The sequence below is a fragment of the Sphingomonas panacisoli genome, assembly GCF_007859635.1.
Lineage (GTDB): Bacteria > Pseudomonadota > Alphaproteobacteria > Sphingomonadales > Sphingomonadaceae > Sphingomonas > Sphingomonas panacisoli.
On the sequence record NZ_CP042306.1, the window covers coordinates 1,152,087 to 1,174,556 of the forward strand.

Sequence of the window (22,470 nt, forward strand, 5' to 3'; positions counted from 1 at the left end):
CTCGCGTCAGCGCGCCGCGTATTGCGGGATCAGCGCCAGCGCATCGCGCGCGATCTGGTGCGACCAGACCGAGTCACCGTTCTTGGTCAGCATCATCTCGTTGTCGCGGGTCAGCGCGGCGCGATAGGCAAGCGTTGCGTCACCCGTGCGTCCGGCGCGCAAATAGGCCTGCGCCAGTTCGATATAGGCGCCGCTGTCGCCCGATGCGACGGCCGTCCGGCTTTCGGTGATGCGAATGTCCGATGCGAGCTTGGCCGACGGCGTATCGGCGAATGCCGGCATCGCGGTTGCGACCAAAGCTACGAAAAGTGCTGCCTTTACCATCGGTTGTATCCTCTCATCCTCCCGCAAATGACTCTACGATGACAGAATCATGACATAAAATACGTAATTGTGAAGTAAAAATGTCATCTTGATGTAACAAAACTCGATGTGACCCAATCTGGCGCAGGGGCGCGGCAGTCGCTATCGGACGCCATGACCCAAGCCCCCACAGCATTTGGCGATTCGATCCTGATCGTCGATTTCGGCAGCCAGGTGACCCAACTCATCGCCCGCCGCGTGCGCGAGGCGGGGGTCTATTCGGAAATCGTCCCTTTCAATGCAGCGGACGACGCCTTTGCGCGGATGAAGCCACGGGGCGTGATCCTGTCGGGCAGTCCGGCGAGCGTGCTCGACGAAGACAGCCCGCGCGTCCCGCAGGCGATCTTCGATAGCGGGCTGCCGGTTCTCGGCATCTGCTACGGCCAGCAAGTCATGATGCACCAGTTGGGCGGCACGGTAGAGCTGGGCGACAGCGGCGAATTCGGCCGCGCCTTCATAGAGATCGACGATCGCTGCGAACTGTTCAACGGCCTGTGGAGCGAGGGCGAGACGCACCAGGTGTGGATGAGTCACGGCGACAAGGTGACCGCGCTCGCGCCCGGCTTCCGTCCCGTCGCCGCCAGTGCCGGCGCGCCGTTCGCGGTGATCGCCGACGATGCGCGCCGCTATTACGCGATGCAGTTCCACCCCGAGGTGGTCCACACGCCGGACGGCGCGAAGCTGATCGCCAATTTCGCGCGGCATGTCTGCGGGTTGAAGGGCGACTGGTCGATGGCCGAGTTCCGCGCCGCCAAGATCGCCGAGATCCGCGAGCAGGTCGGCGACAAGCGGGTGATTTGCGGGCTGTCGGGCGGCGTCGACAGCGCGGTCGCCGCGGTGCTGATCCACGAGGCGATCGGGCATCAACTGACCTGCGTGTTCGTCGACCACGGCCTGATGCGCAGCGGCGAGGCGGACCAGGTCGTGTCGCTGTTCCGCGGCCATTACAATATCCCGCTGGTCCACGTGAACGCCGAGACCCTGTTCCTCAGCGGCCTCGCCGGCGTCACCGACCCCGAGGCCAAGCGCAAGTTCATCGGCAAGACGTTCATCGACGTGTTCGAGGACGAGGCGCGGAAGATCGGCGGGGCGGAGTTCCTGGCGCAGGGCACGCTCTATCCCGACGTGATCGAGAGCGTGTCGTTCACCGGCGGGCCGTCGGTGACGATCAAGAGCCACCACAATGTCGGCGGTCTGCCCGAGCGCATGAACATGAAGCTCGTCGAACCGCTGCGCGAGCTGTTCAAGGACGAGGTGCGGGCACTGGGCCGCGAGCTCGGGCTACCCGACATCTTCGTCGGCCGACATCCGTTCCCCGGCCCGGGCCTCGCGATCCGCATCCCCGGCGAGGTCAGCAAGGACCGTTGCGACATCCTGCGAAAGGCCGACGCGATTTACCTCGAGGAAATCCGCAATGCCGGGCTGTACGACGCCATCTGGCAGGCGTTCGCGGTGCTGCTCCCGGTGCGCAGCGTCGGGGTGATGGGCGACGGGCGAACTTACGACAACGTCCTGGCGCTCCGCGCGGTGACCTCGGTCGACGGCATGACGGCGGATGCCTATCACTTCTCCGGCGAATTCCTGTCGCGCTGCGCGACGCGGATCATCAACGAGGTCAAGGGCATCAACCGCGTGACCTACGACTATACGTCGAAGCCGCCCGGCACGATCGAGTGGGAGTGACCAAGACTCGCGATCATGCGGGGCATGATCGCGGCTTGGTCGCTCGGCGCTGCAAGGCGCCGCCCTTGCCGTCGGCTAGATATCGATCGCCAGATAACCGGTGATGAACCGCCCGTTATTCGCCCCGTAAACGCCCGGCCCTGCCGAGTTGAAGCCCTTGGCGTCGAACAGGTTGGCGACCTGGATCCGTAGCGTGGCGTTCTTTGTGGCGAGCTTGAAGCGATAGCGGCCACCCATCGCGACCGATACGCGCGACGGTATCGAGACCAGATTGTCGGTCGTCGAGGGTATGCTGGCCCGCTGCGTCATTGCGGCGTCGAGCGACAGGCCCTCGATGATCGGCGTGCGCCAATTGAGGTTCATGTTGAGCGAGTGCCCGGCCAGACCGACCGGCCGCGGGCCGATATTGCCGAGCGCCGTCGCATCGCGCACCACGCGCGCGTCGAGGAAATAGCCGCCGGCGACGACGTTCAGCCGGCCGGTGACGTTGCCCGATACCGAGAATTCGGCGCCACGGCTGCGCGTCGTCCCGATCTGCGTGTAGTTCGCGGCGGCGTCGAACCCGAAATAGGGCTTTTTCAGGTCGAACACGCCCGCAATCACCGTGACGTTGCCGGCAACGTTCCAGCGCACGCCGGCATCCTTTTGTTCGGTCAGCACGGCGTCGAGCGGCTGATTGCGATTGGCGGCGTTGGGCGGCGCGACGCCGCTTTCCTCCAGGCCCCGCGCATAGCCGGCATAAATGGTGATCGCCTTCGACACGTTGACCGCTGCGGTGCCGTTGTAGAGCCACGGATTCGATCGCGAGACGATCGGCGCGACGCCCGGCAGTTCGGTGACCTTGCGGTAGTTTGCGCGCGACACGCCGAAGCTTACTTCGCCGACATTGCGCCAGCGCCCGTCATAGGCGACGCCGATCGTGGTCTGATCGACGCGGTTGCGCGACAGCGGACCAAACACGAACGCCGGCTTGGGTGAATCCTCTGTTTCGCCGATCCGCGTCGGGCCCAGATCGACTTCGTCCGATCCGCCATATTCGCGCTTCGCGCTGCGCTCGCGGACGCTCAGATGGATGACGTGCAGCCGCGGCCCGTCGACGATGCTGTGCGTGACGCGGAACTCGCCGCTCAGCGAATTCTTGATGTTGCGCGGGTCGGCCACGATCAACCGACTGGTCGCGGTACCATCGGGCTCGACGCCGAGCAGCAGGTTCGTCCACCCCGCCTTCATGTCGTAGATCGACTGGAACGCGCCGAGGCGGACGAGCCAGTTCTTGGCCGGAGCGTAGGATGCCAGCACACCCTTGTTGGTGCCGGTGTAGCGAAAATCGGCCCATTGCGGCCCGTTGAATTGGTGGAGCGGCGGCTGTGGGGGCAGGAAGTTGCCCGCCGGAACGTAGAACGGCCCGGCCTCGTCGTTATAGTCGTTGTACATCGTCCAGAACGGCACGATCTCGACCCCCGCCGCCGGGCGCCAACGCAGGATCAGCGCCTGGCCGTGATTGAAATTGTTGGTGCCGTCGGGAAACGACACGCGATTTCCGGTCAGGCCATAACCCAAAGAAATCTGCTTGTTGATCGGCAATGATCCATCGATTTCAATGCCGTACGAACCATAGCTGTCACCGTTCAGCAGGATCGACGCGCCCGGCTTACTGTCCGGACGGCGCAGTGCCTGATCGACGATCCCGCTCGGTGCCGCGAACGGATAGCCTTGAGCGGACAGTCCGACCTTGATCGCGGTCGATGTGTTGATCGTGCTGGGCAGGCCGAACGTCGGATCGAAATAGAGTCCTTCGATCCGCACGTTGCCGGCATTGCTGGGGGAGAAGCCGCGTGCGTTATTGGCGTTGTAGATGCCGATCGTCTCGCGACCGGTACTGAACCCGAACGCATCCTCGGCCTCGGTCACGGCATTGTCTTCGGTACGGTCTTGGGCCCAGGCGGGCAGGGCGGTCGCCGCACACAACAACGCCAGCGACATCGAACCGAACCGCATCATCATCCCTCCCGAACAGCGTTGTAACGCCTTATGACACTATATCAGTGCCACACCCGCTGAACAGTCGATGAATGGTGCGACGAAGCCGCCGATCTTGCTACGAATGGTCCGTATCGACTGACGAATGGCGGCGAAGCATATTCCAAACAACGGCCGCCGAGCGTCCGATTCGTATTACGTGCGAGCGAGCGAGACAGCCGCATCCTCTTTCGCCATAACGGCACCGAGAACACGTACGGAAAGAGAGCGCGGCATGGGCCATTTCGGCGATTATCAGAACGAGATTTACGGCGCTGGCCTGCGCGGCGTGCTGACCAAGCTGCCGGTCGATTATGCGACGCTCGTCCAGCGCGCGACCGCCGCGATGCCGCCGCACGTGCTCAACTATGTCCAGGGCGGGTGCGGGGACGAGTGGACGCAGGACCAGAATGCCGCCGCGTTCCGCCACTGGGGCATGGTGCCGCGGATGATGGTCGGGACGACCAGCCGCGATCTGTCGACGACGATCTTCGGCCACAAATATCACAGCCCGATCTTCATGAGCCCGATCGGCGTCACCGGAATCTGCACGCCGGACCAGCATGGCGACGTCGCCGCGGCGCAGGCGTCGGCGATGACCGGGGTGCCGATGACGGTGTCGACGCTGGGCAACGACACGATGGAGGACGTCGCGGGGCAGCTGGGCGAGGTGCCGGGCTTCTTCCAGCTCTACACGCCGCGCGACAAGGACTTGGCGGAAAGCCTGATCCGCCGGGCGGAGGCGGCGGGGTACCGCGCGCTGGTGGTGACGCTCGACACCTGGGTAACGGGTTGGCGCCCGCGCGACCTCAACGCCGGTAATTTCCCGCAGCTGCGCGGGCACGTGCTGGCCAATTACTTCGCCGATCCGGTGTTCGAGAAGATGCTGGGCAAGGACCCCGCGTCCGCCCCCGCCGAAGCGACGATGCTGTGGGCGTCGCAATTCGCACGGCCGGTGACGTGGGACGACATGGCCTGGTACAAATCGGCGACCAAGATGCCGATCGTGCTCAAGGGGATTTGCCACCCCGACGACGCGAAAAAGGCGGTCGATATGGGCGCGGACGCCTTGTTCTGTTCGAACCATGGCGGACGCCAGGCCAATGGCGGGATCGCGGCGATCGACATGCTGCCGGGCGTAGTGGCGGCTGCCGGCGACGTGCCGGTGTGGTTCGACAGCGGTGTCCGATCGGGCAGCGATGTGATCAAGGCGCTGGCGCTCGGCGCGCAAGCCGTGGGGGTGGGGCGCCCCTTCGCTTACGGGCTCGCGCTCGACGGTGCCGCGGGCGCGGCGCACGTGCTCAAGTGCATCCTGGCCGAGGCCGATTTGATGATGGCGGTCAACGGCATGCCGACGCTGGCCGATGTCCGTGCGGCAGGGGCGGCGCGGATTTAGCGTTTTCCTACACGGCTGGTCGCATGGTATTCTGCGAACCGCTCTTTCTCATGCCGAAAACCATCTCGTCACCCCGGCCTTGAGCCGGGGTCCCGCTCGATCCAACGCGAGAGATAGCGGGACCCCGGCTCAAGGCCGGGGTGACGAAGAATGAGCGAACAGAATACGGTCCCGCCCAAACGACCGCGCTAGTGTCAACTTGGTGTCAACTTAGCAGGATCGCGATTCGCCTATCGCGCTGATTTTGCTGGATTCATGCCGTCGCCGGCGCCTTCGCCACTTCCTCGAACGCGTCGAGCACTTGGCCGATCAGCACCTCGGGCAGGTTATGCCCCATGCCGGCGATCTCGACGATCTTCGCGCCCGGGATCGTCGCCGCCGTGTCGCGCCCGCCCGCCAGCGGCACCAGCGGGTCGTCGGCGCCGTGGATCACCATCGTCGGCGCGGTGATACCCTTCAACGCCTCGCGCCGGTCGCCGCTCGCGACGATCGCTGCCATCTGGCGCGCGAAGCCGGTCGGATAATACATGCGGCGGAAATCGCGCAGCACGCGCTCGGTCAGCGCCGTTTCGTCGGCCGGATAGCCCGGGCTGCCGATCACCTTCTCGATCTTGATGCCGTGCGCGACGATCGCCGCCTCGTCGCTGCCGTCGGGTCGTGTGGTCAGTACCGCCATCGCCTCGGCCGTCGCGGCGGGCAGCGATGGGTTGCCGGTGGTCGACATGATCGACGTCAGCGACAGCACGCGGGTCGGATAGAGCGCCGCGACCATCTGCGCGATCATCCCGCCCATCGAGGCGCCCATGATGTGCGCCTTGTCGATGTCGAGCGCGTCGAGCAGCCCGACAGCATCGTCCGCCATGTCGCTGAGCAAGTACGGCACGTCGGGCTTGCTGCCCATCATCAGCGCGGTGACGATCGCGGTGATCGCCGGCGCGGGCTCGTCGTCGAGCTTGGTCGACAGCCCGATGTCGCGATTGTCGTAGCGGATCACGCGATAACCGCGCGCGACCAGCTCATCGACCATCGGCATCGGCCACAGGGTCAGCTGGGCACCGAGCCCCATGATGAGCAGCACCGGCGGCGCGTCCTTCGCGCCATAGTCTTCGTATTCGAGTTCGATGCCGTTAGCCTGCGCCTTCATTGCATTCTCCTATTTCGGGTATGGTCGCAGGGTGGCGGGTTGTCGGCAAGCCCCGTGTGGCTCAGAATGTGGGGCATGGACTTCGACGACCAGCTCCGTCGCTATTTCGGGACCGCCGACATCGCGACGCTATCGCCCGATGGCCTTGCGGCAGGCGCCGAGCGGATGCGGGTCGAATTCGGCATGACGCAGGATCGCGGCCGGCGGTTCGCGCTTTGGGCGCTGATGCACATGCTCGGCGTCGCGCCCGACCTCGACGTGGCGTTCGCGGATCCCGCCGATCGCGACGCCGCGCGCGACTTTATGGAAATGGCCGAGCCCGACGAGGATTAGGGCAGGTTCGCGTCCAGCTCGTCGAGGAACGGCTTGGCGGTCCCGTCCGACGGCGCGCGCCAATCGCCGCGGGGGCTAAGCGCGCCGCCCGCCGACACCTTCGGCCCGTTAGGGATCGCCGACCGCTTGAACTGGCTGATCGTGAAGAAGCGGAACAGGAACTTCTCCAGCCAGCCGCGGATCGTCGGCAGGTCGTAGGCGGTGCGGGCCGCCGCCGGGAAATCGCGCGGCCAGCGGCCCCGGCTCGCATCCTCCCACGCCTTGAGCGCCAGGAACGCGACCTTGGACGGCGCCATGCCATGGCGGACGATATAATGCGCGAAGAAGTCGTTGAGCGCGTAGGGACCGATCTTGCTCTCGGTCGATTGCAGCGCACCGTCCGCGCCCGCAGGCACCAGCTCCGGCGAGATTTCCTGCGCCAGGATCGCCTCAAGCACGCGGTCGGTCTCGGCGTCATATTGGTCGGTACGGATGCACCAGCGGATCAGGAACTGGATCAGCGTCTTCGGTACGCCGGCATTGACCGCGTAATGGCTCATCTGGTCGCCGACGCCGTAGGTGCACCAACCTAGCGCGAGTTCGCTGAGATCGCCGGTGCCGACCACCAGACCGTTGTGCTGGTTGGCGAGGCGGAACAGGTAATCGGTCCGCAGCCCCGCCTGGACGTTCTCGAACGTCACGTCATAGGTCGGCTTCCCGTCCGCGAACGGATGCCGCATGTCAGCGAGCATCTGCTCGGCGGCGGGGCGGATGTCGATCTCGTCCCCCGCCACGCCCAGCGCGCGCATCAGCGCCCAGGCGTTGGACTTGGTGCCCTCGCTCGTCGCGAAACCAGGCATGGTATAGCCGAGGATATGGTCGCGGGAGCGCCCGAGCCGGTCCATCGCCTTCGCCGCGACGATCAGCGCGTGGGTGGAATCGAGCCCGCCCGATACGCCGATCACTAGTCGTTCGGCTTTGGCGGCGACGACGCGCTGGGCGAGCGCGGTAACCTGGATGTTGAACGCCTCGTAGCAATCGGCGTCGAGCTTCTCCGGCGTGTTCGGCACGAACGGAAATCGGCGGATGTCGCGGCGCAGGCCGACATCGGCGAAGTCGGGCTTGGCCTCGAACGTCACGCGACGGAACGAGCCGGGGGCGAGGCCTTCGGCGCGGGCCGTGTCGTGGAAGGTGCCGTTGCGCATCCGCTCCTGCCGCACGCGGCCGCAATCGACGTCGGCGACGAGCAGTTCGGGATCGTTCTCGAACCGCGCCGACTCCGCGATAAGCTCGCCTAGTTCATGCACCATGCCCTGGCCGTCCCACGCCAGATCGGTGGTGCTCTCGCCCGGTCCCGCGGCGGAGAAGACATAGGCGCAGATCGCGCGGTCGGACTGCGCGGCCGAGAGCAACATGCGCTGGCGCGACTTGCCGATCACGACGTTGGACGCGGACAAGTTGCAGCAAACCAACGCCCCCGCCATCGCGGCGTAGGTCGATGGTGGGATCGGCGCCCAGAAATCCTCGCAAATCTCCGCGTGGAAGATGAAGTGCGGCAAATCGCTCGCGGTGAAGATCAAGTCGATGCCGAAGGAGACGATCTGGCCGGCGACCGCGATGTCGTCCTCGACCACGTCGTACCCGCTCGTGAACCAGCGCTTCTCGTAATATTCGCGATAGTTGGGCAGATAGCTTTTCGGCACGACACCGAGGATGCGCCCGCGATGGATCGCGACGGCGCAATTGTAGAGCCGGCCGTCCTTGGTCAACGCCGCACCGACTAGCAGCACGGGCTTGAGCTTGGCTGTCGCCGCGGCGATCTCTGCCAGCGCGGCATCGGTGGCTCGCTGGATCGCGTCCTGCAGGTGCAGATCGTCGATCGCATAGGACGTGACGTTGAGTTCCGGAAAGACGAGCAAATCGCACGCTTCGGCATGCCCACGCTTCGCCAGCGCGATCGTCGCGGCGGCATTGGCCGCGATATCGCCGACGCTCGCGACCGGCGTGCAGGCCGCGACGCGCAGGAATTCATGCGCGTGGTGCGAGAAGAAACGGTGCGTCTTCGCCATGCGCGGCACTTAGGCGCTCCGTTGCAACCCCGCAATGATCAGGCGTTGCCGTTCCGCCGCCGCGTGTCCCAGCCTTTGCGGGCGGCCGCCGATCGCGCTTCGGGCGAGCCGGCCTTGTGTGCCCGGCCGCCACGCGCCGACGAGACATGCGTATCGGCTTTGCCGCGACCCGATCCGGACTTGTTGCCGCCGCCCGATTCCTTGTTCACCGTTGCCCAAGCCCGCGCTTCTGCTTCCTTCTTTGGCGTGCCACGCTTTTCGTAGCCCTCTTCGATATGCTGCGCCTTGCGCTTCTGCTTGTCGGTATAGGCCGACTTGTCACCTTGGGGCATCGTTACCTCCAGCGTTCGTCGTTCCACAACGCGCATGGTGGACGCCGGTTCAGCCGCCCGGTTACAAGGGCGCATGAGCATCGATATCGACAGCCCCTATGCCGTGTCCGATGGGCAGGTCGCACGGTTCGCCAGCGACGGCTTCATCCGGCTGAAGGACGTGTTCGACGCGGAAACCCTCGCGCATTTCGGCCGTGCGATCACCGAGCAAACGATCGCGCTCAACACGCAAACGCTGCCGCTCGAGGAAAGATCGACTTACGACAAGGCGTTCCTGCAGGTCATGAACCTGTGGCGCGAAGACGAAACCACGCGCGAGTTCGTGTTCGGCAAGCGGCTGGCGGGGATTGCGGCGCGATTGCTGCAGGTCGAAGGTGTCCGTCTCTACCATGATCAGTCGCTCTACAAGGAACCCGGCGGCGGCATCACGCCCGCGCATGCCGACCAATATTACTGGCCGCTTTCCAGCGACCGCACGATCACCGCCTGGGTGCCGCTGCAGGCGGTGCCGCAAGACATGGGGCCACTCGCTTTCTTCAAGGGCAGTCAGCACGTCGAGTTCGGCCGCGACCTCGGCATATCGGACGAAAGCGAAGCGGCGATCACCGCTGACATGGAGCGTCACGGCTTTCCGATCGTCGACGGCGCGTTCGATCTAGGCGAGGTCAGCTTTCATCTCGGATGGACGTTCCACCGTGCCGGGCCGAACCGCTCGCACGATCCGCGATCGGTGATGACAGTGATCTACATGGATCGCGACATGGTGCTGAAGGCGCCGGAGAACGATCAGCAACGGAGGGATTGGGACAAATGGTGCCCCGGCGCCGAAATCGGCCGGATCATCGATACGCCGCTTAACCCGGTGCTGTTCGAAGCGTGATCCGCGCACTCGGCCTGGCGTTGGCGGCGCTGCTGCTTGCGAGCCCTGCCAGTGCCACACCGCCCGAAAAGGTTACCGCCGCCGCGATGCGCGACGAGGTGATCTACCACATCTTCTTCCGCAGCTTCCGCGACTCGAACGGCGACCGGATCGGCGATCTGAACGGGCTGACCGGCAGTTTGGACGATATCAAGGCGCTCGGCGTGACGTCGCTTTTGCTGACGCCGCTCCAGCCGTCGCCATTCTACCACAATTATTTCGCGACCGATTTCGAAGGGATCGACCCGGCCTACGGGACGATGGACGAATATTTCGCCTTTATCCGCGCGGCGCATGCGCGTGGGCTGAAGGTCTATCTCGACGAGGAATTCCAGTATGTCGCCGAAGGACACCCGTGGCTGACCTCCTCGCGCGGGAAGCCGGGGGCGAAGTTCGGCCCATATATCCTCTACAACCGTCCGCAGACCAACGAAGAGCCCGAGCCATTCCTCGGCGTGCCCGCCTGGCCGGGTTATGACGGGCGCTGGGCCGGTATTTCGATGGTCAATCTCAAGTTGCCCGCGGTACGCGGCTATTTCGCGCGGTTGCTGGTCCGGTGGATCGATCCGCACGGCGACGGTTCGCTCCGCGACGGCGTCGACGGGTTCCGCATCGACCACATGATGGACGATCTCGACAACAAGCATCGCCTGACGAACCTGTTCGCCGATTTCTGGGCGCCGATCTTCGCGGCGGTGCGAGCGCGCAATCCGGGCGCGCGGATCATCGCCGAGCAGGCCGATTGGGGCTCGGGCGATGCCTGGCTGACGAAGGGCGACACCGACATGGTGTTCGCCTTCCCGCTGCGGTTCGCGCTGGAAAAGATGGACAAGTCCGCGATCGTCAACGCCCTGGCCGCGAGCGGATCGGCGCCCGACGGCAAGGAGCGCATCTTGTTCCTCGAGAATCACGACATGGACCGCTTCATGTCGGTGGTCGGCGGCGACGAGCGCAAGGCGCGGATCGGGGCGGCGCTGACGCTGCTGATGCGCGGGACGCCGTCCATCTATTACGGCCAGGAACTCGGCATGCGCGGGCGGATCGACCCGAAGGTCAAAAGCGACGGCGCGCATATCGGATTGCGTGAGGCATATCGCTGGACGGCAGACCTCGACACGGCGGGATCCGCGATCTGGTATCGCAGCGATGCGACGGCCTGGGGCAATCGCTTTAATCGCAGCGGCGATGGCGTGTCGCTGGCGGAAGAGCGTGATCGGCCGGATTCGCTTTATACGTTCTACCGCCGCTTGCTCGCCCTGCGCGCGGTGCGGGTCGAGTTGCGGCAGGGCGATCAGCGAATGCTGTGCGACGATACGACTAGCGCGGTGTGCGTGTTGCGTACCTCGGGCGATCGGCAAGTGCTGATCTTGGCGAACACAAGCGCGGCATCGGTAAAGCCGGCACTGACGGGGCTGGCGGCGGGATGGGTCGATCTGCTCGACGACAATCGCCCGGTCGATCCGGGGGCGATCACGTTGCCGCCGTTCGGGGTGAGGGTGCTTGGCTCCCGTTAAGTCTTGCAAGAATCGGTTGCATCCTCTCCATTAGAACATATCATGAACAAATATGCCCGAGTCGGTTGCCTCGCTCAGCAAGTTGCGACGGCGCCTGGCGCGCATCGAAGGGGTGCGCCCGCGCGATGATGGCGCACGCGTCGCGACGGGATGTGCGGCGGTCGATGATTGGCTCGGTGGGGGGCTGGCACGCGGACGACTGCACGAAGTGATGGCTTTGGCGCGGGAGGATGCCGGCAGCGTCGCCGGGTTCGCCGCGATGCTGGGGTTGCGGGCCGGGGAGGGGCGGCCGTTGCTGTGGCTGCGCACCGATGCGGCGGAACGGCAGTGCGGGACGCTCTACGCTAGCGGGCTCGGCGAGTTGGGACTGGATGCCGACGCTGTGCTGGTCGCACTGGTTGAGGACGATGCCGCGCTGTTGAAGGCGGCGAACGACGCGGCGCGGTGTGCCGGGGTGGGGGCGTTGCTGGTCGAATGCTGGGGCGATCCCCGACCGCTCGACCTGACCGCGACGCGGCGGCTGATGCTGGCGGCCGAAACGTCGGGCGTGACGGTACTGTTGCTCCGCATGGCGGCGACCGAAAGCCCCAGCGTCGCCGACACGCGCTGGGCGGTGCGCGCGTCGCCGTCGGTGCCGCTCGCCGACGGCACGCCCACCGGAGCGCCGGGACATCCGGTGTTCGAGATCGAATTGTTACGCCGCCGCGCCGGTTCCGCCGGCGTCACGTGGCGCGTGGAGTGGAATCGTGACCGAAGTATCTTCCAGGAACCCGCCGCCACGCCGGTATCTGGCGCTGTACTTCCCGTGGCTGCCCTCTGAGCGGCTGCGGATCGCGCGGCCGCATGCGTTCGTCGGCCGCGAGGGCGCACCTTATGCGGTGATCGAGAAGGCCAAGGGCGCGCAACGCCTCCATGCCGTCGATCCGGTGGCGGCGGGGCTGGGGATCGAACCCGGCGCGACGCTGGCGGATTCGCGCGCACGGGTGCCGGAATTGGCGGCGTTCGATCATGCGCCGCACGACGATCATGTCTGGCTCGAACGGCTGGCGGATGGCTGTGCGCGCTACACGCCCTGGGTCATGCTCGACGCGCCCGACGGGCTGGTGCTCGACGTGACCGGGTGCGTGCATCTGTTCGCCAGCGAGACGGCGTTGGCGGCGGATGCGGTGGCGCGGTTCGACCGGCTCGGCGTCGTCGTCAGCCATGCCTTCGCCGACAATCCAGACGCCGCTCGCGCACTGGCGCGATATCGGACGAGCGGGGCGAGCGAGGACGAAGCGGTGCGGCGTTTGCCGGTCGCGGCGCTTGGGCTCGATGGCGAAGCGACGCTGGCGCTCAAGCGTGCCGGGCTGAAAACCGTCGGCGATGTCGTGGTGCGCCCGCTGTCTGCGATCGCTGCACGGTTTGGCGGCGACGCGGCGACGCGCGTGCGACGGATCATCGGCGAGGCCGACAGTCCGTTGTCGCCGCGCATCGTCAAGCCGCCGCTATATGTCGAACGCCGTTTCGCCGAGCCGATGGCGCGAACCGACTATGCATTGGAGGTGCTCGGCGAATTGATGGCCGAGGCTTTCGTGCGGCTGGAGGAAAGCCATGAAGGCGGGCGCCGCTTCGTCGCACGTTTCTTCCGTACCGATGGGTTGGTCCAGCGGCTCGCGGTGGAGACCGGGCGACCGAGCAGGGACGTCACGCTGGCGCTGCGCCTGTTCCGCGAACGGATCGACGCGCTCGCCGACCCGATCGACCCCGGGTTCGGGTTCGACCTGATCCGGCTCGATATTCCAGTCGCCGAACGGCTCGATGCGTCCCAACTCAAACTCGAAGGCGGGGCGGTCGCCGAGGCCGAACTGACGGCGCTGATCGATCGCCTGTCGACGCGGCTGGGTCGCGGCCGCGTGCGGCGGTTCGCGCCCCGCGACCGACACTTGCCCGAACAGGCCGAGTTCACACTCCCCGCCGTCGAACCGGCCTCTCCCGAAACCTGGCCGCAGTCCGAACCCGGCGAACCGCCGCTCCGCCCGATCCACCTGTTCGACCCGCCGCAACCGATCGATCACGTCCTGTCCGAAGTCCCCGACGGCCCCCCGCTCAAGTTCCGCTGGCGTCGCACGCTGCACGACGTCGCGCGCGCCGAGGGCCCCGAACGCATCGCCGCGCCGTGGTGGACACCGCGCGAAGCCCCGACCCGCGATTACTACCGCGTCGAGGATCGTCGCGGTCGGCGCCTGTGGATCTTCCGCCGCGGCTTGTTCGAAGAGGGCCAGCCAGCGCCATCCTGGTACGTCCACGGCGTGTTCGCATGACGGGCTTCGCCGAACTGGTCGCGGCGACGAACTACTCGTTCCTGCGCGGGGCGTCTTCGCCGCGTGACATGGTCGCGACCGCCGTCGTTCTCGGGTTGGATGCTATCGGGATCGCCGATCGCAACACGGTCGCGGGAGTCGTTCGAGCCCATGTCGCGTTGAAGGAGATGCGCGAGAAATGGAGCGCCGCGCGAGACAAGGCAAGGATCAGGCATGAGGCCGATCGGCCGTGGGAGACGTTCCCCGATGCTCCACCGTTACCGGAGCCGCCGCCCTGGTTTCGCCTCGTCGTCGGCGCGCGGTTGGTGTTTCGCGACGGCACGCCGGACATCGTTGCCTACCCCGCAACGCGGTACGGCTGGGGACGACTGACGCGGCTGCTGACGGTCGGCAATCGTCGGGCGACCAAGGGCGGGTGCCTACTCGATATCGGCGATCTGATCGCGCATCATCAGGATCTGCTGCTGATCGTGATGGATGAAAACAGTTTCGACTCCGAAGAGGTTGCCGAACTGGCCGAAAAGCGTCGGATCGCCGAAGAGCACGATCGCGGATTTCTACAATTAGGGGAGGAAGAGGCTATCGACAGCAATGTCGTTGCCTTTCCTAAGCGTCTCGTCGAACCGACATTGGCATCCAATGACCTACCTACGACGTCCGTAGTCGTTTGGCCCTCGCGACGCGTGCCGGATGTCGAAGGACTAGAAGCGACGCTTCGCAGGCTTAAACGCATCGTCGGCGATCGACTGTGGCTCGGCACGACGATGACGCATTCGGGAAAAGACAAAAGATGCTTACATGAGCTTGCCAAGATTGCGTCGGTGGCGAATGTGCCGTTGCTGGCGACCAACGATGCCCTCTACGCATCACCCGACCAGCGCCAGCTCCACGACGTCGTCACCTGCATTCGCAAAGGTACCGATGTGAAGCGCGCCGGCCGCTTGCTCGAAGCCAATGCCGAGCGTCATTTGAAGCCGACCGCTGAGATGGCGCGACTGTTTTGTCGTCATCCTCAAGCGATCGACGAGACCAAATGTCTGCTGGCCCGGATTGACTTCACGCTCGACCAGCTCGGCTACGAATATCCGCATGAGCCGGTACCCGAAGGCTGGGAAGCGCAGGACTGGCTCGAGCATTTGGTGCTCGAAGCCGCGGCCAAGAAATACGGCGAAACGATCCCCGCTAAGGCTAAAGCCTTGATCGACGAGGAATTCGCGCTGATCCGCGAGCGGGAGTACGCGTATTATTTTCTGACTGTCCACGACATCGTGCGGTTCGCGCGTAGCTGCGAGCCGCCTATCCTGTGTCAGGGGCGTGGGTCGGCCGCCAATTCGATCGTTTGTTGGTTGCTGGACGTGACTTCGGTCGATCCGGTGAAGCACGACCTGCTTTTCTCACGCTTCGTATCGAGCGAACGCGACGAACCACCCGATATCGACGTCGATTTCGAACACGAGCGTCGCGAAGAGGTGATGCAGTACGTTTACCGGCGCTACGGCCGTCATCGTGCGGCGATCATTGCGACCGTTATCCATTACCGATCGCGCAGTACTTTACGAGAGGTCGGCAAAGCCCTTGGGATGAGCGAGGACGTCACCTCGCGCTTGTCGGGCACGATTTGGGGCAGTTATTCGAACACGGTGGAAGAATCCCGGTTCGCGCAGGCCGGCTTTACGCTCGACAATCCAGAGATCGGACGGTTGAAGGAACTAGTCGATCAGCTACTCGAATTTCCGCGTCATTTGTCGCAGCACGTTGGCGGCTTCCTGCTGACCCAAGAGCCGTTGGTGGAGACGGTCCCGCTGCACAATGCGGCGATGGAGGATCGAACCTTCATCGAGTGGGACAAGGACGATATCGACGCACTCAAGTTGATGAAAGTCGATGTGCTGGCGCTCGGCATGCTGACCTGCATCAAAAAAGCGTTCGATTTGATCGAGCAGCAAAAGCCTGAACGGCCCGAGCTCGGCACGATTGCGACGCAAGAAGACCCGGTCATTTATGACATGCTCTGCCAGGCCGACAGCCTGGGCTTGTTTCAGGTCGAAAGCCGAGCTCAGATGAGCATGCTGCCGCGGTTAAGGCCGGAAAAATTCTACGACATCGTTGTCCAGGTCGCGATCGTCCGTCCCGGTCCGATTCAGGGCAACATGGTTCATCCGTATCTACGACGACGCGCTAAAAAGGAGAAAGTCCGCTTTCCCAAGCCGTCGCCGCAATTCGGTCCTCCCGACGAACTGGAAAGCGTATTGGGCAAGACCGAAGGCGTGCCGTTGTTTCAGGAACAGGCGATGAAACTGGCGATCGTCGCGGCCGAATTTTCGCCGGACGATGCCAACCGCTTACGCCGCGCAATGGCGACATTTCGCAATGTCGGGACGATCCAGAACTTCGAGACCAAGATGGTCGAAGGCATGGTTCGACGCGGTTATGAACGCGACTTTGCGCAGCGTTGCTATGATCAGATCAAGGGGTTCGGCAGCTACGGCTTTCCTGAAAGTCATGCTTTGTCGTTTGCGCGCCTGGTCTACGTATCGGCTTGGATCAAATGCTATTACCCGGCGGTCTTCGCTTGCGCGTTGCTCAATTCCCAGCCGATGGGTTTTTATGCGCCGGCGCAGATCGTCCGTGATGCCTACGAGCACGGCGTTGCCATCCTGCCGATCGACGTCAATGCGAGTGGCTGGGATAATTCACTGGAAATCAGCGACCTTACGCCAGAACCTTTGCCGAAATGGCTCAAGCGGGATCGCCACGATAATGGCTTAGGATTGCGTCTAGGCTTTCGCCAGATCGACGGGTTTCGGGAGGATTGGGCGAACGCCCTTGCAGTAGCTCGCGCCGAAACGCCTTTTCCCTCGATCGAGGACCTCGCGCGCCGCGCTAATCTGCCCTCCCGTGCGCTGCGCCTGCTCGCCGATGCAGACGCCTGGGGATCGATCGGCAAGGGACGGCGCGACGCGTTGTGGGAGGTGCGGCGGACGCCGTCCAGCGAGCTGCCGTTGTTCGCTGCGGCCAAGGCGCGCGAGCTAGGGGTTGAGGAGGATGCCAAGCTGCCTGCGATGCCGCTGAGCGAGGAAGTCAGCGCCGATTACCAACTGACGCGGCTGTCGCTCAAAGGGCATCCGATGCAGTTCCTGCGCCCGGTGTTCGATGCCGAGCACGTGCAGACATGTGATCAGGTCTCGGGCGCCAAGCACGGTTCGCGCGTCACCGTCGCGGGGGTAGTGCTGGTGCGTCAGCGGCCGGGCAACGGCAATGCGGTCTTCATCACGCTGGAGGACGAGACCGGGATCACTAACGTCCTGCTCTGGGCGCGCGTGTTCGAGGCGCAGCGGATGCAAGTGATGGGCTCGCGGTTGATGACGGTCGAAGGCGAGGTCCAGCGCAGCGCGCCAAGCGAGGGCAGCGTCGTCCATCTGATCGGCGCGCGGGTGATCGACCGTACCCATGAACTCGCGCGGCTGTCGGAGGATCGCGAGACCCGCCCGGTCATGGCCCGCGCCGATATCGGACTCGTACGCGACCCGCGCTACGTGAAAGCGACATCGACCGGCGGGCGGCATCCGCGCGACGTCCGCATCCTGCCCAAGTCACGCGACTTCCACTGACCGCCAAAGAGAAGGGGCGGCGGACCATCGTCCACCGCCCCGTTGTTCGTCAGCCGAAGCCGGATGCGATCAGGTGAAGACCGCCGTGTCGCCGCGGCAGACGTTGATGTTGTCGCGCTGCTGCACATAGGAGTCGCTGAACTGCACCTTCACGTCGTACAGGCAGATGTCGCCGGTACCCATGGTGAAGTTCGACGTCGTGCCCGGCTTGACCGCGTAATCGAGCATGACTTCATGCCACGGATCGCCTTCCTCGCCCGCACGCGCGTACCACACGCGCTGGATCGAGACCTTGGCATTGGTGTTCTTGACGGTGAAATTGCGCCCAGAAGGCATACCGGCGGTCGCCATTCCTGCCACCAGGAGGCTGGCTGCCACGCCGACCTTGATCAGTTTAAACATCGCTGTACCCCCAAACCAGGATTGCACACGCCGGACTAAGCCGACCCCATGTTGGTAATATATCCTCCCGTTTTTTGCGAGCGGAAAGTTACGGTTGCTACGGGTACGAGCGTTCATTTGCCGCCTTGCTTACGGCAATTGTAAAGTAACGATTTTCTGTTCGCAGAGCCTCGATAGTTGCGCTGTCCATTTTGTCCAATTGTCCAAAGTTAGCGCAGCTTGGCTACTGCACGGAAACGGTGGAGCAGGGGTTCGGTATAGCCGTTGGGCTGTGTCGTCCCCTCGAACACCAAGGCGCGAGCGGCGCGATAGGCCGGGCCGGTCGGATCATCGACCAGCGAGCGATAGAACGGATCGCCCGCGTTCTGCGCATCCACCTTCGCCGCCATCCGCTCGAACGCTGCTTCGACTTCCTCGGGCGTACAAACGCCGTGGAGCAGCCAGTTGGCGAGCGCCTGGCTGGAGATGCGTAGCGTCGCGCGATCCTCCATCAGGCCGATATCGTGAATGTCGGGGACTTTCGAGCAGCCGACGCCCTGGTCGATCCAGCGTACGACATACCCCAGGATGCCCTGTGCGTTGTTGTCGAGTTCGGCGCGGACCTCCGCCGGCGTCCAGTTTCGACCGAGCGCTAGCGGGACCGTCAGCAGCGTATCGAGCGGCGCGATGGGCTCAGCGGCGCGCTCCTTCTGCCGCGCGAACACGTCGACCTGGTGATAGTGCGTCGCGTGGAGCGTGGCCGCGGTCGGCGACGGTACCCAGGCCGTGTTCGCGCCGGTCTTCGGATGGCCGATCTTCTGGTCGAGCATGTCGGCCATCCGGTCGGGTGCCGCCCACATGCCCTTGCCGATCTGCGCCTTTCCCGACAGGCCGCACGCTAGCCCGATCTGAACGTTGCGGTTCTCGTACGCGGCGATCCATTCGGACGACTTGATCTCACCTTTCGGCAACATCGGCCCGGCCTGCATCGACGTGTGGATCTCGTCGCCGGTGCGGTCGAGGAAACCGGTGTTGATGAACGCGATACGTCCGCTGACCGCCTTGATACACGCCGCGAGGTTGGCCGAGGTGCGGCGCTCCTCGTCCATCACGCCCACCTTGATCGTGTGGCGCGTGAGGCCAAGCAAGTCCTCGACCGCGTCGAACAAGGCGTTGGTCAGCGCGGCCTCGTCGGGACCGTGCATCTTGGGTTTGACGATGTAGATCGACCCGGCGCGGCTGTTGCGTCGCGCGCCGTTGATGTCGTGCAGCGCGATCAGGCTGGTGACGATCGCGTCGAGGATGCCCTCGGGCGCTTCGCCGCCATCGGGCAAGCGAACCGCGGGCGTCGTCATCAGATGGCCGACGTTGCGGATGAACAGCAGCGCGCGGCCGGGCAGGGTGAATTCGGTGCCGTCGGGAGCGGTGTAGCAGCGGTCTGGGTTGAGTTCGCGCGTCAGGCTGTTGCCGCCCTTGTCGAACGTCTCGGCTAGGTCGCCCCGCATCAAACCGAGCCAGTTGGCGTAGGCCGCCACCTTGTCCTCGGCATCGACGGCCGCGATCGAATCCTCGAGATCGACGATCGTGGTGATCGCGCTTTCGAGCACGACGTCGGCGATCCCGGCGGGATCGGTGCGGCCGATCGGATGCTCGCGATCGATCACCACTTCGATGTGCAAGCCGTTATGCTTGAACAGGAGATTGTCGCCCGCGCGGCCGACGAATTGAGCGGGGTTGGCGGGATTGGGCTCACTCGACAGATCGCTCCACGAGCCGCTTGTCAGCGGCACCGCGTGGTCGAGAAACGCCTTCGCCCAGGCGATCACCTGGCTTCCGCGCGCCGGATCGTAACCGCCGGGCTTGGCCGTGCCGGGCAACGCATCGGTGCCGTACAGCGCGTCGTAGAGGCTCCCCCAGCGTGCGTTCGCCGCGTTGAGCACGAAGCGCGCATTGAGGACCGGCACGACGAGTTGCGGTCCAGCGGTGGCCGCGATTTCCGGATCGACATTCACTGTCGTGACCTGGAACGGCGCGGGTTCGTCGACCAGATAACCGATCGATCGGAGGAAGGCCTGATATTCGACTTGATCGATCGGCGACCCGGCGCGTTGCGCGTGCCAGCCGTCGAGTTCGGCCTGGATCAGGTCGCGCTTTTCCAGCAGTTTGGCGTTCTGCGGCGCGAATGCTGCGAAGATATCCGCCGCGCCTGCCCAGAACGCGTCCGCCGCAATCCCGGTGCCGGGCAACGCGCGCATCTCGATGAACGCCGCGAGCTCGCTCGCGACCTGCAACCCGTGAAGATCGGTGAAACCTCCGGACACGCACAACTCCATTCAGCATGAGTGGGGAGGAGCCGTGCCAATACACCGACGAGCCATACCGTCCACACGAAAATGCGCTTGCCGCTCGCGTCGACCGGTGGCTATCTGAAACCCAATCGAGGAGAGGCAGATGGCAGAGGCATATATCGTCGCGGCGGCGCGGACTGCGGGCGGACGACGCGGCGGCAAGCTGAAGGACTGGCATCCGGCCGATCTCGGCGGCGCGGTGCTCGATGCGCTGGTCCAACGTGCTGGGATCGACGGCGCGGCGGTTGAGGACGTCATCATGGGCTGCGTGATGCAGGCCGGCGAACAATCCGCGCATATCGGCCGCAGCGCGGTCATGGCCTCGTCGTTGCCCGATTCGGTGCCGGCGGTGTCGATCGACCGCCAGTGCGGATCTTCTCAACAGGCGATCCAGTTCGCCGCACAGGCGGTGATGTCGGGGACGCAGGACATCGTCATCGCGGTGGGCGTCGAGAGCATGACGCGAGTGCCGATGGGCCTCGCGAGTTCCGCCCCTGCGCAACTCGGTATCGGCGTCGGACCATGGTCGCAGAAGATCAAGGACCGCTACGGCGTTCAGGGATTCAGCCAGTTTGTCGGCGCCGGGATGATGGCGCAGAAATACGGGTTCAGCCGCGAAGAACTCGATGCCTATTCGCTCGAAAGTCACCGGCGCGCGGCGGCGGCGACCCAGGCGGGTGCGTTCGACACCGAGATCGTGCCGCTCGAAGTCGTTGACGAGGAGGGCAACACCGTCCTGCACACGAAGGACGAGGGCATCCGTTACGACGCGACGATGGAATCGATGGCGGGCGTCAAGGCGCTCGGCGAAGGCAGCGTGCTGACCGCGGCGTCGGCGAGTCAGATCTGCGACGGGTCGTCGGGCGTGCTGATCGTGAGCGAACGCGCGCTCAAGGACCATGGCCTGACGCCGTTGGCGCGTATCCACAATCTGACCGTGACCGCGGGCGACCCGGTCATCATGCTCGAGGAACCGCTGCCCGCGACGCAGCGCGCATTGGCTCGGGCCGGCATGAAGATCGAGGATATCGACCTGTACGAGGTCAACGAAGCCTTCGCGCCGGTGCCGCTCGCGTGGCTGCGCGTCATCGGCGGCGATCATGCACGGATGAACGTCAACGGCGGCGCGATCGCGCTCGGCCATCCGCTCGGCGCGTCGGGAACGAAGCTGATGACGACGTTGCTCCATGCGCTGAAGGCGCGCGGCAAGCGCTATGGGCTGCAGACGATGTGCGAGGGCGGCGGGATCGCCAACGTCACGATCGTCGAGCGGCTATAAGGGGAGAGACGAGATGAAACTCGACAATTCGGTATCCGCGGTCGTCACCGGCGGCGCGTCCGGCCTCGGTGCGGCGACGGCGCGCGCACTGGCGGCGAAGGGCGTCAAGGTCGCGATCTTCGACATGCAGGCGGAGAAGGGCGAGGCGGTCGCCGCCGAAATCGGCGGTGTCTTCTGCGAGGTCAACGTGACCAGCGATGAGAGCGTCGATGCGGGCTTCGCCAAGGCGCGCGCGGCGCATGGGCAGGAGCGTGTGCTGGTCTGTTGCGCGGGCACCGGCAATGCGGTGAAGACCGCCAGCCGGTCGAAGGAAGACGGCTCGATCAAGCACTTCCCGCTCGAAGCGTTCAACTGGCTCATCCAGATCAACCTTATCGGCACGTTCCGCTGCATCGCGAAATCGGCGGCGGGGATGCTTAGCCTTGACCCGCTCGACGATGGCGAGCGCGGCGCAATGGTGATGACCGCCTCGGTCGCCGCCGAGGACGGTCAGATCGGCCAGGCCGCTTATTCGGCGTCGAAGGGCGGGGTCGTCGGCATGACGCTCCCCATCGCGCGCGACCTGATGGGCGAGGGCATCCGGATCAACACGATCCTGCCGGGCATCTTCGAAACCCCGCTGATGCAGGGCGCGCCGCAGCAGGTGAAGGACAATCTCGCCGCGTCGGTGCCGTTCCCCAAGCGGCTCGGCAACCCGCCCGAATACGCCGCGCTCGCGCTGACGATGATCGAGAACGGCTATTTCAATGGCGAGGACGTCCGTCTCGACGGCGCGATCCGGATGGCGCCGCGCTGAC

The 22,470-nt window shown here is 64.9% G+C and carries 17 protein-coding genes; 10 read left to right on the forward strand and 7 right to left on the reverse strand.

Annotated features, from left to right (window positions below; all coding sequences use genetic code 11):
* Positions 1 to 6: 6 nt before the first annotated feature.
* The gene (locus tag FPZ24_RS05870; RefSeq protein ID WP_146570150.1) at positions 7 to 324 is read right to left on the reverse strand and encodes a hypothetical protein; all 318 of its coding nucleotides are present in this window, start codon (positions 322 to 324) and stop codon (positions 7 to 9) included.
* Positions 325 to 477: 153 nt separating this feature from the next.
* On the opposite strand from FPZ24_RS05870, the gene guaA reads away from it, so the two are divergent.
* The gene (gene guaA, locus FPZ24_RS05875; RefSeq protein WP_146570151.1) at positions 478 to 2,046 is read left to right on the forward strand and encodes a glutamine-hydrolyzing GMP synthase; all 1,569 of its coding nucleotides are present in this window, start codon (positions 478 to 480) and stop codon (positions 2,044 to 2,046) included.
* A 75-nt stretch (positions 2,047 to 2,121) separates the two neighbouring features.
* On the opposite strand, the gene FPZ24_RS05880 is transcribed toward guaA, so the two are convergent.
* Positions 2,122 to 4,044 (reverse strand): TonB-dependent siderophore receptor, encoded by a 1,923-nt coding sequence (locus FPZ24_RS05880; RefSeq protein ID WP_186729093.1) that lies wholly within the window; start codon positions 4,042 to 4,044, stop codon positions 2,122 to 2,124.
* A 256-nt stretch (positions 4,045 to 4,300) separates the two neighbouring features.
* Between FPZ24_RS05880 and FPZ24_RS05885 the strand changes: the two genes are divergently transcribed.
* Positions 4,301 to 5,461, forward strand: a complete 1,161-nt coding sequence (locus FPZ24_RS05885; protein ID WP_146570153.1) for an alpha-hydroxy-acid oxidizing protein — start codon at positions 4,301 to 4,303, stop codon at positions 5,459 to 5,461.
* A gap of 253 nt (positions 5,462 to 5,714) precedes the next feature.
* Here FPZ24_RS05885 and FPZ24_RS05890 read toward each other — a convergent pair whose 3' ends face one another.
* On the reverse strand, positions 5,715 to 6,605 hold the full coding sequence (locus FPZ24_RS05890; protein WP_146570154.1) for an alpha/beta fold hydrolase: 891 nt from the start codon (positions 6,603 to 6,605) through the stop codon (positions 5,715 to 5,717).
* A gap of 75 nt (positions 6,606 to 6,680) precedes the next feature.
* Here FPZ24_RS05890 and FPZ24_RS05895 point away from each other — a divergent pair, with 75 nt between their 5' ends.
* The gene (locus FPZ24_RS05895) at positions 6,681 to 6,938 is read left to right on the forward strand and encodes a hypothetical protein (protein WP_146570155.1); all 258 of its coding nucleotides are present in this window, start codon (positions 6,681 to 6,683) and stop codon (positions 6,936 to 6,938) included.
* Here the strand turns inward: FPZ24_RS05895 and FPZ24_RS05900 are convergent.
* The gene (locus FPZ24_RS05900; protein ID WP_146570156.1) at positions 6,935 to 8,986 is read right to left on the reverse strand and encodes an NAD(+) synthase; all 2,052 of its coding nucleotides are present in this window, start codon (positions 8,984 to 8,986) and stop codon (positions 6,935 to 6,937) included. The genes FPZ24_RS05895 and FPZ24_RS05900 overlap by 4 nt on opposite strands.
* A 38-nt stretch (positions 8,987 to 9,024) precedes the next feature.
* Positions 9,025 to 9,318, reverse strand: coding sequence for a plasmid stabilization protein (locus FPZ24_RS05905; protein WP_146570157.1), 294 nt, complete (start codon positions 9,316 to 9,318; stop codon positions 9,025 to 9,027).
* A 73-nt stretch (positions 9,319 to 9,391) separates the two neighbouring features.
* On the opposite strand from FPZ24_RS05905, the gene FPZ24_RS05910 reads away from it, so the two are divergent.
* The 5 genes from FPZ24_RS05910 to FPZ24_RS05930 are packed head-to-tail and all read left to right on the forward strand — an operon-like array spanning position 9,392 to position 17,665.
* Positions 9,392 to 10,198 (forward strand): phytanoyl-CoA dioxygenase family protein, encoded by an 807-nt coding sequence (locus tag FPZ24_RS05910; RefSeq protein WP_146570158.1) that lies wholly within the window; start codon positions 9,392 to 9,394, stop codon positions 10,196 to 10,198.
* A complete protein-coding gene (locus tag FPZ24_RS05915) occupies positions 10,195 to 11,751 on the forward strand; it encodes an alpha-amylase family glycosyl hydrolase (protein WP_146570159.1) in 1,557 nt (518 codons plus the stop codon). The genes FPZ24_RS05910 and FPZ24_RS05915 overlap by 4 nt, the downstream gene beginning before the upstream one ends.
* A 52-nt stretch (positions 11,752 to 11,803) precedes the next feature.
* The gene (locus tag FPZ24_RS05920; RefSeq protein ID WP_146570160.1) at positions 11,804 to 12,571 is read left to right on the forward strand and encodes an ImuA family protein; all 768 of its coding nucleotides are present in this window, start codon (positions 11,804 to 11,806) and stop codon (positions 12,569 to 12,571) included.
* Positions 12,498 to 14,054, forward strand: coding sequence for a Y-family DNA polymerase (locus tag FPZ24_RS05925; protein ID WP_240047636.1), 1,557 nt, complete (start codon positions 12,498 to 12,500; stop codon positions 14,052 to 14,054). The genes FPZ24_RS05920 and FPZ24_RS05925 overlap by 74 nt, the downstream gene beginning before the upstream one ends.
* A complete protein-coding gene (locus FPZ24_RS05930; protein ID WP_146570161.1) occupies positions 14,051 to 17,665 on the forward strand; it encodes an error-prone DNA polymerase in 3,615 nt (1,204 codons plus the stop codon). The genes FPZ24_RS05925 and FPZ24_RS05930 overlap by 4 nt, the downstream gene beginning before the upstream one ends.
* Before the next feature lie 69 nt (positions 17,666 to 17,734).
* Here FPZ24_RS05930 and FPZ24_RS05935 read toward each other — a convergent pair whose 3' ends face one another.
* Together FPZ24_RS05935 and FPZ24_RS05940 are read right to left on the reverse strand one after the other, a co-directional pair.
* The gene (locus FPZ24_RS05935; RefSeq protein WP_146570162.1) at positions 17,735 to 18,067 is read right to left on the reverse strand and encodes a hypothetical protein; all 333 of its coding nucleotides are present in this window, start codon (positions 18,065 to 18,067) and stop codon (positions 17,735 to 17,737) included.
* 209 nt (positions 18,068 to 18,276) lie between these two features.
* Complete coding sequence (locus FPZ24_RS05940) at positions 18,277 to 20,301, reverse strand: malate synthase G (RefSeq protein WP_240047687.1); 2,025 nt, start codon at positions 20,299 to 20,301, stop codon at positions 18,277 to 18,279.
* A gap of 196 nt (positions 20,302 to 20,497) precedes the next feature.
* Between FPZ24_RS05940 and FPZ24_RS05945 the strand changes: the two genes are divergently transcribed.
* On the forward strand, positions 20,498 to 21,673 hold the full coding sequence (locus FPZ24_RS05945) for an acetyl-CoA C-acetyltransferase (protein ID WP_146570164.1): 1,176 nt from the start codon (positions 20,498 to 20,500) through the stop codon (positions 21,671 to 21,673).
* A gap of 13 nt (positions 21,674 to 21,686) precedes the next feature.
* Positions 21,687 to 22,469 (forward strand): SDR family NAD(P)-dependent oxidoreductase, encoded by a 783-nt coding sequence (locus tag FPZ24_RS05950; protein ID WP_146570165.1) that lies wholly within the window; start codon positions 21,687 to 21,689, stop codon positions 22,467 to 22,469.
* Position 22,470 lies beyond the last annotated feature (1 nt).

Coding starts and splice junctions, on each gene's coding strand:
- FPZ24_RS05900 (WP_146570156.1), bottom strand. CDS start 8,986: ATGGCGAAGACGCACCGTTTCTTCTCGCACCACGCGCATGAATTCCTG.
- FPZ24_RS05940 (WP_240047687.1), bottom strand. CDS start 20,301: ATGCGCGCGTTGCCCGGCACCGGGATTGCGGCGGACGCGTTCTGGGCA.
- FPZ24_RS05930 (WP_146570161.1), top strand. CDS start 14,051: ATGACGGGCTTCGCCGAACTGGTCGCGGCGACGAACTACTCGTTCCTG.
- FPZ24_RS05870 (WP_146570150.1), bottom strand. CDS start 324: ATGGTAAAGGCAGCACTTTTCGTAGCTTTGGTCGCAACCGCGATGCCG.
- FPZ24_RS05950 (WP_146570165.1), top strand. CDS start 21,687: ATGAAACTCGACAATTCGGTATCCGCGGTCGTCACCGGCGGCGCGTCC.
- FPZ24_RS05885 (WP_146570153.1), top strand. CDS start 4,301: ATGGGCCATTTCGGCGATTATCAGAACGAGATTTACGGCGCTGGCCTG.
- FPZ24_RS05880 (WP_186729093.1), bottom strand. CDS start 4,044: ATGCGGTTCGGTTCGATGTCGCTGGCGTTGTTGTGTGCGGCGACCGCC.
- FPZ24_RS05905 (WP_146570157.1), bottom strand. CDS start 9,318: ATGCCCCAAGGTGACAAGTCGGCCTATACCGACAAGCAGAAGCGCAAG.
- FPZ24_RS05890 (WP_146570154.1), bottom strand. CDS start 6,605: ATGAAGGCGCAGGCTAACGGCATCGAACTCGAATACGAAGACTATGGC.
- FPZ24_RS05945 (WP_146570164.1), top strand. CDS start 20,498: ATGGCAGAGGCATATATCGTCGCGGCGGCGCGGACTGCGGGCGGACGA.
- FPZ24_RS05935 (WP_146570162.1), bottom strand. CDS start 18,067: ATGTTTAAACTGATCAAGGTCGGCGTGGCAGCCAGCCTCCTGGTGGCA.
- FPZ24_RS05910 (WP_146570158.1), top strand. CDS start 9,392: ATGAGCATCGATATCGACAGCCCCTATGCCGTGTCCGATGGGCAGGTC.
- FPZ24_RS05895 (WP_146570155.1), top strand. CDS start 6,681: ATGGACTTCGACGACCAGCTCCGTCGCTATTTCGGGACCGCCGACATC.
- guaA (WP_146570151.1), top strand. CDS start 478: ATGACCCAAGCCCCCACAGCATTTGGCGATTCGATCCTGATCGTCGAT.
- FPZ24_RS05920 (WP_146570160.1), top strand. CDS start 11,804: ATGCCCGAGTCGGTTGCCTCGCTCAGCAAGTTGCGACGGCGCCTGGCG.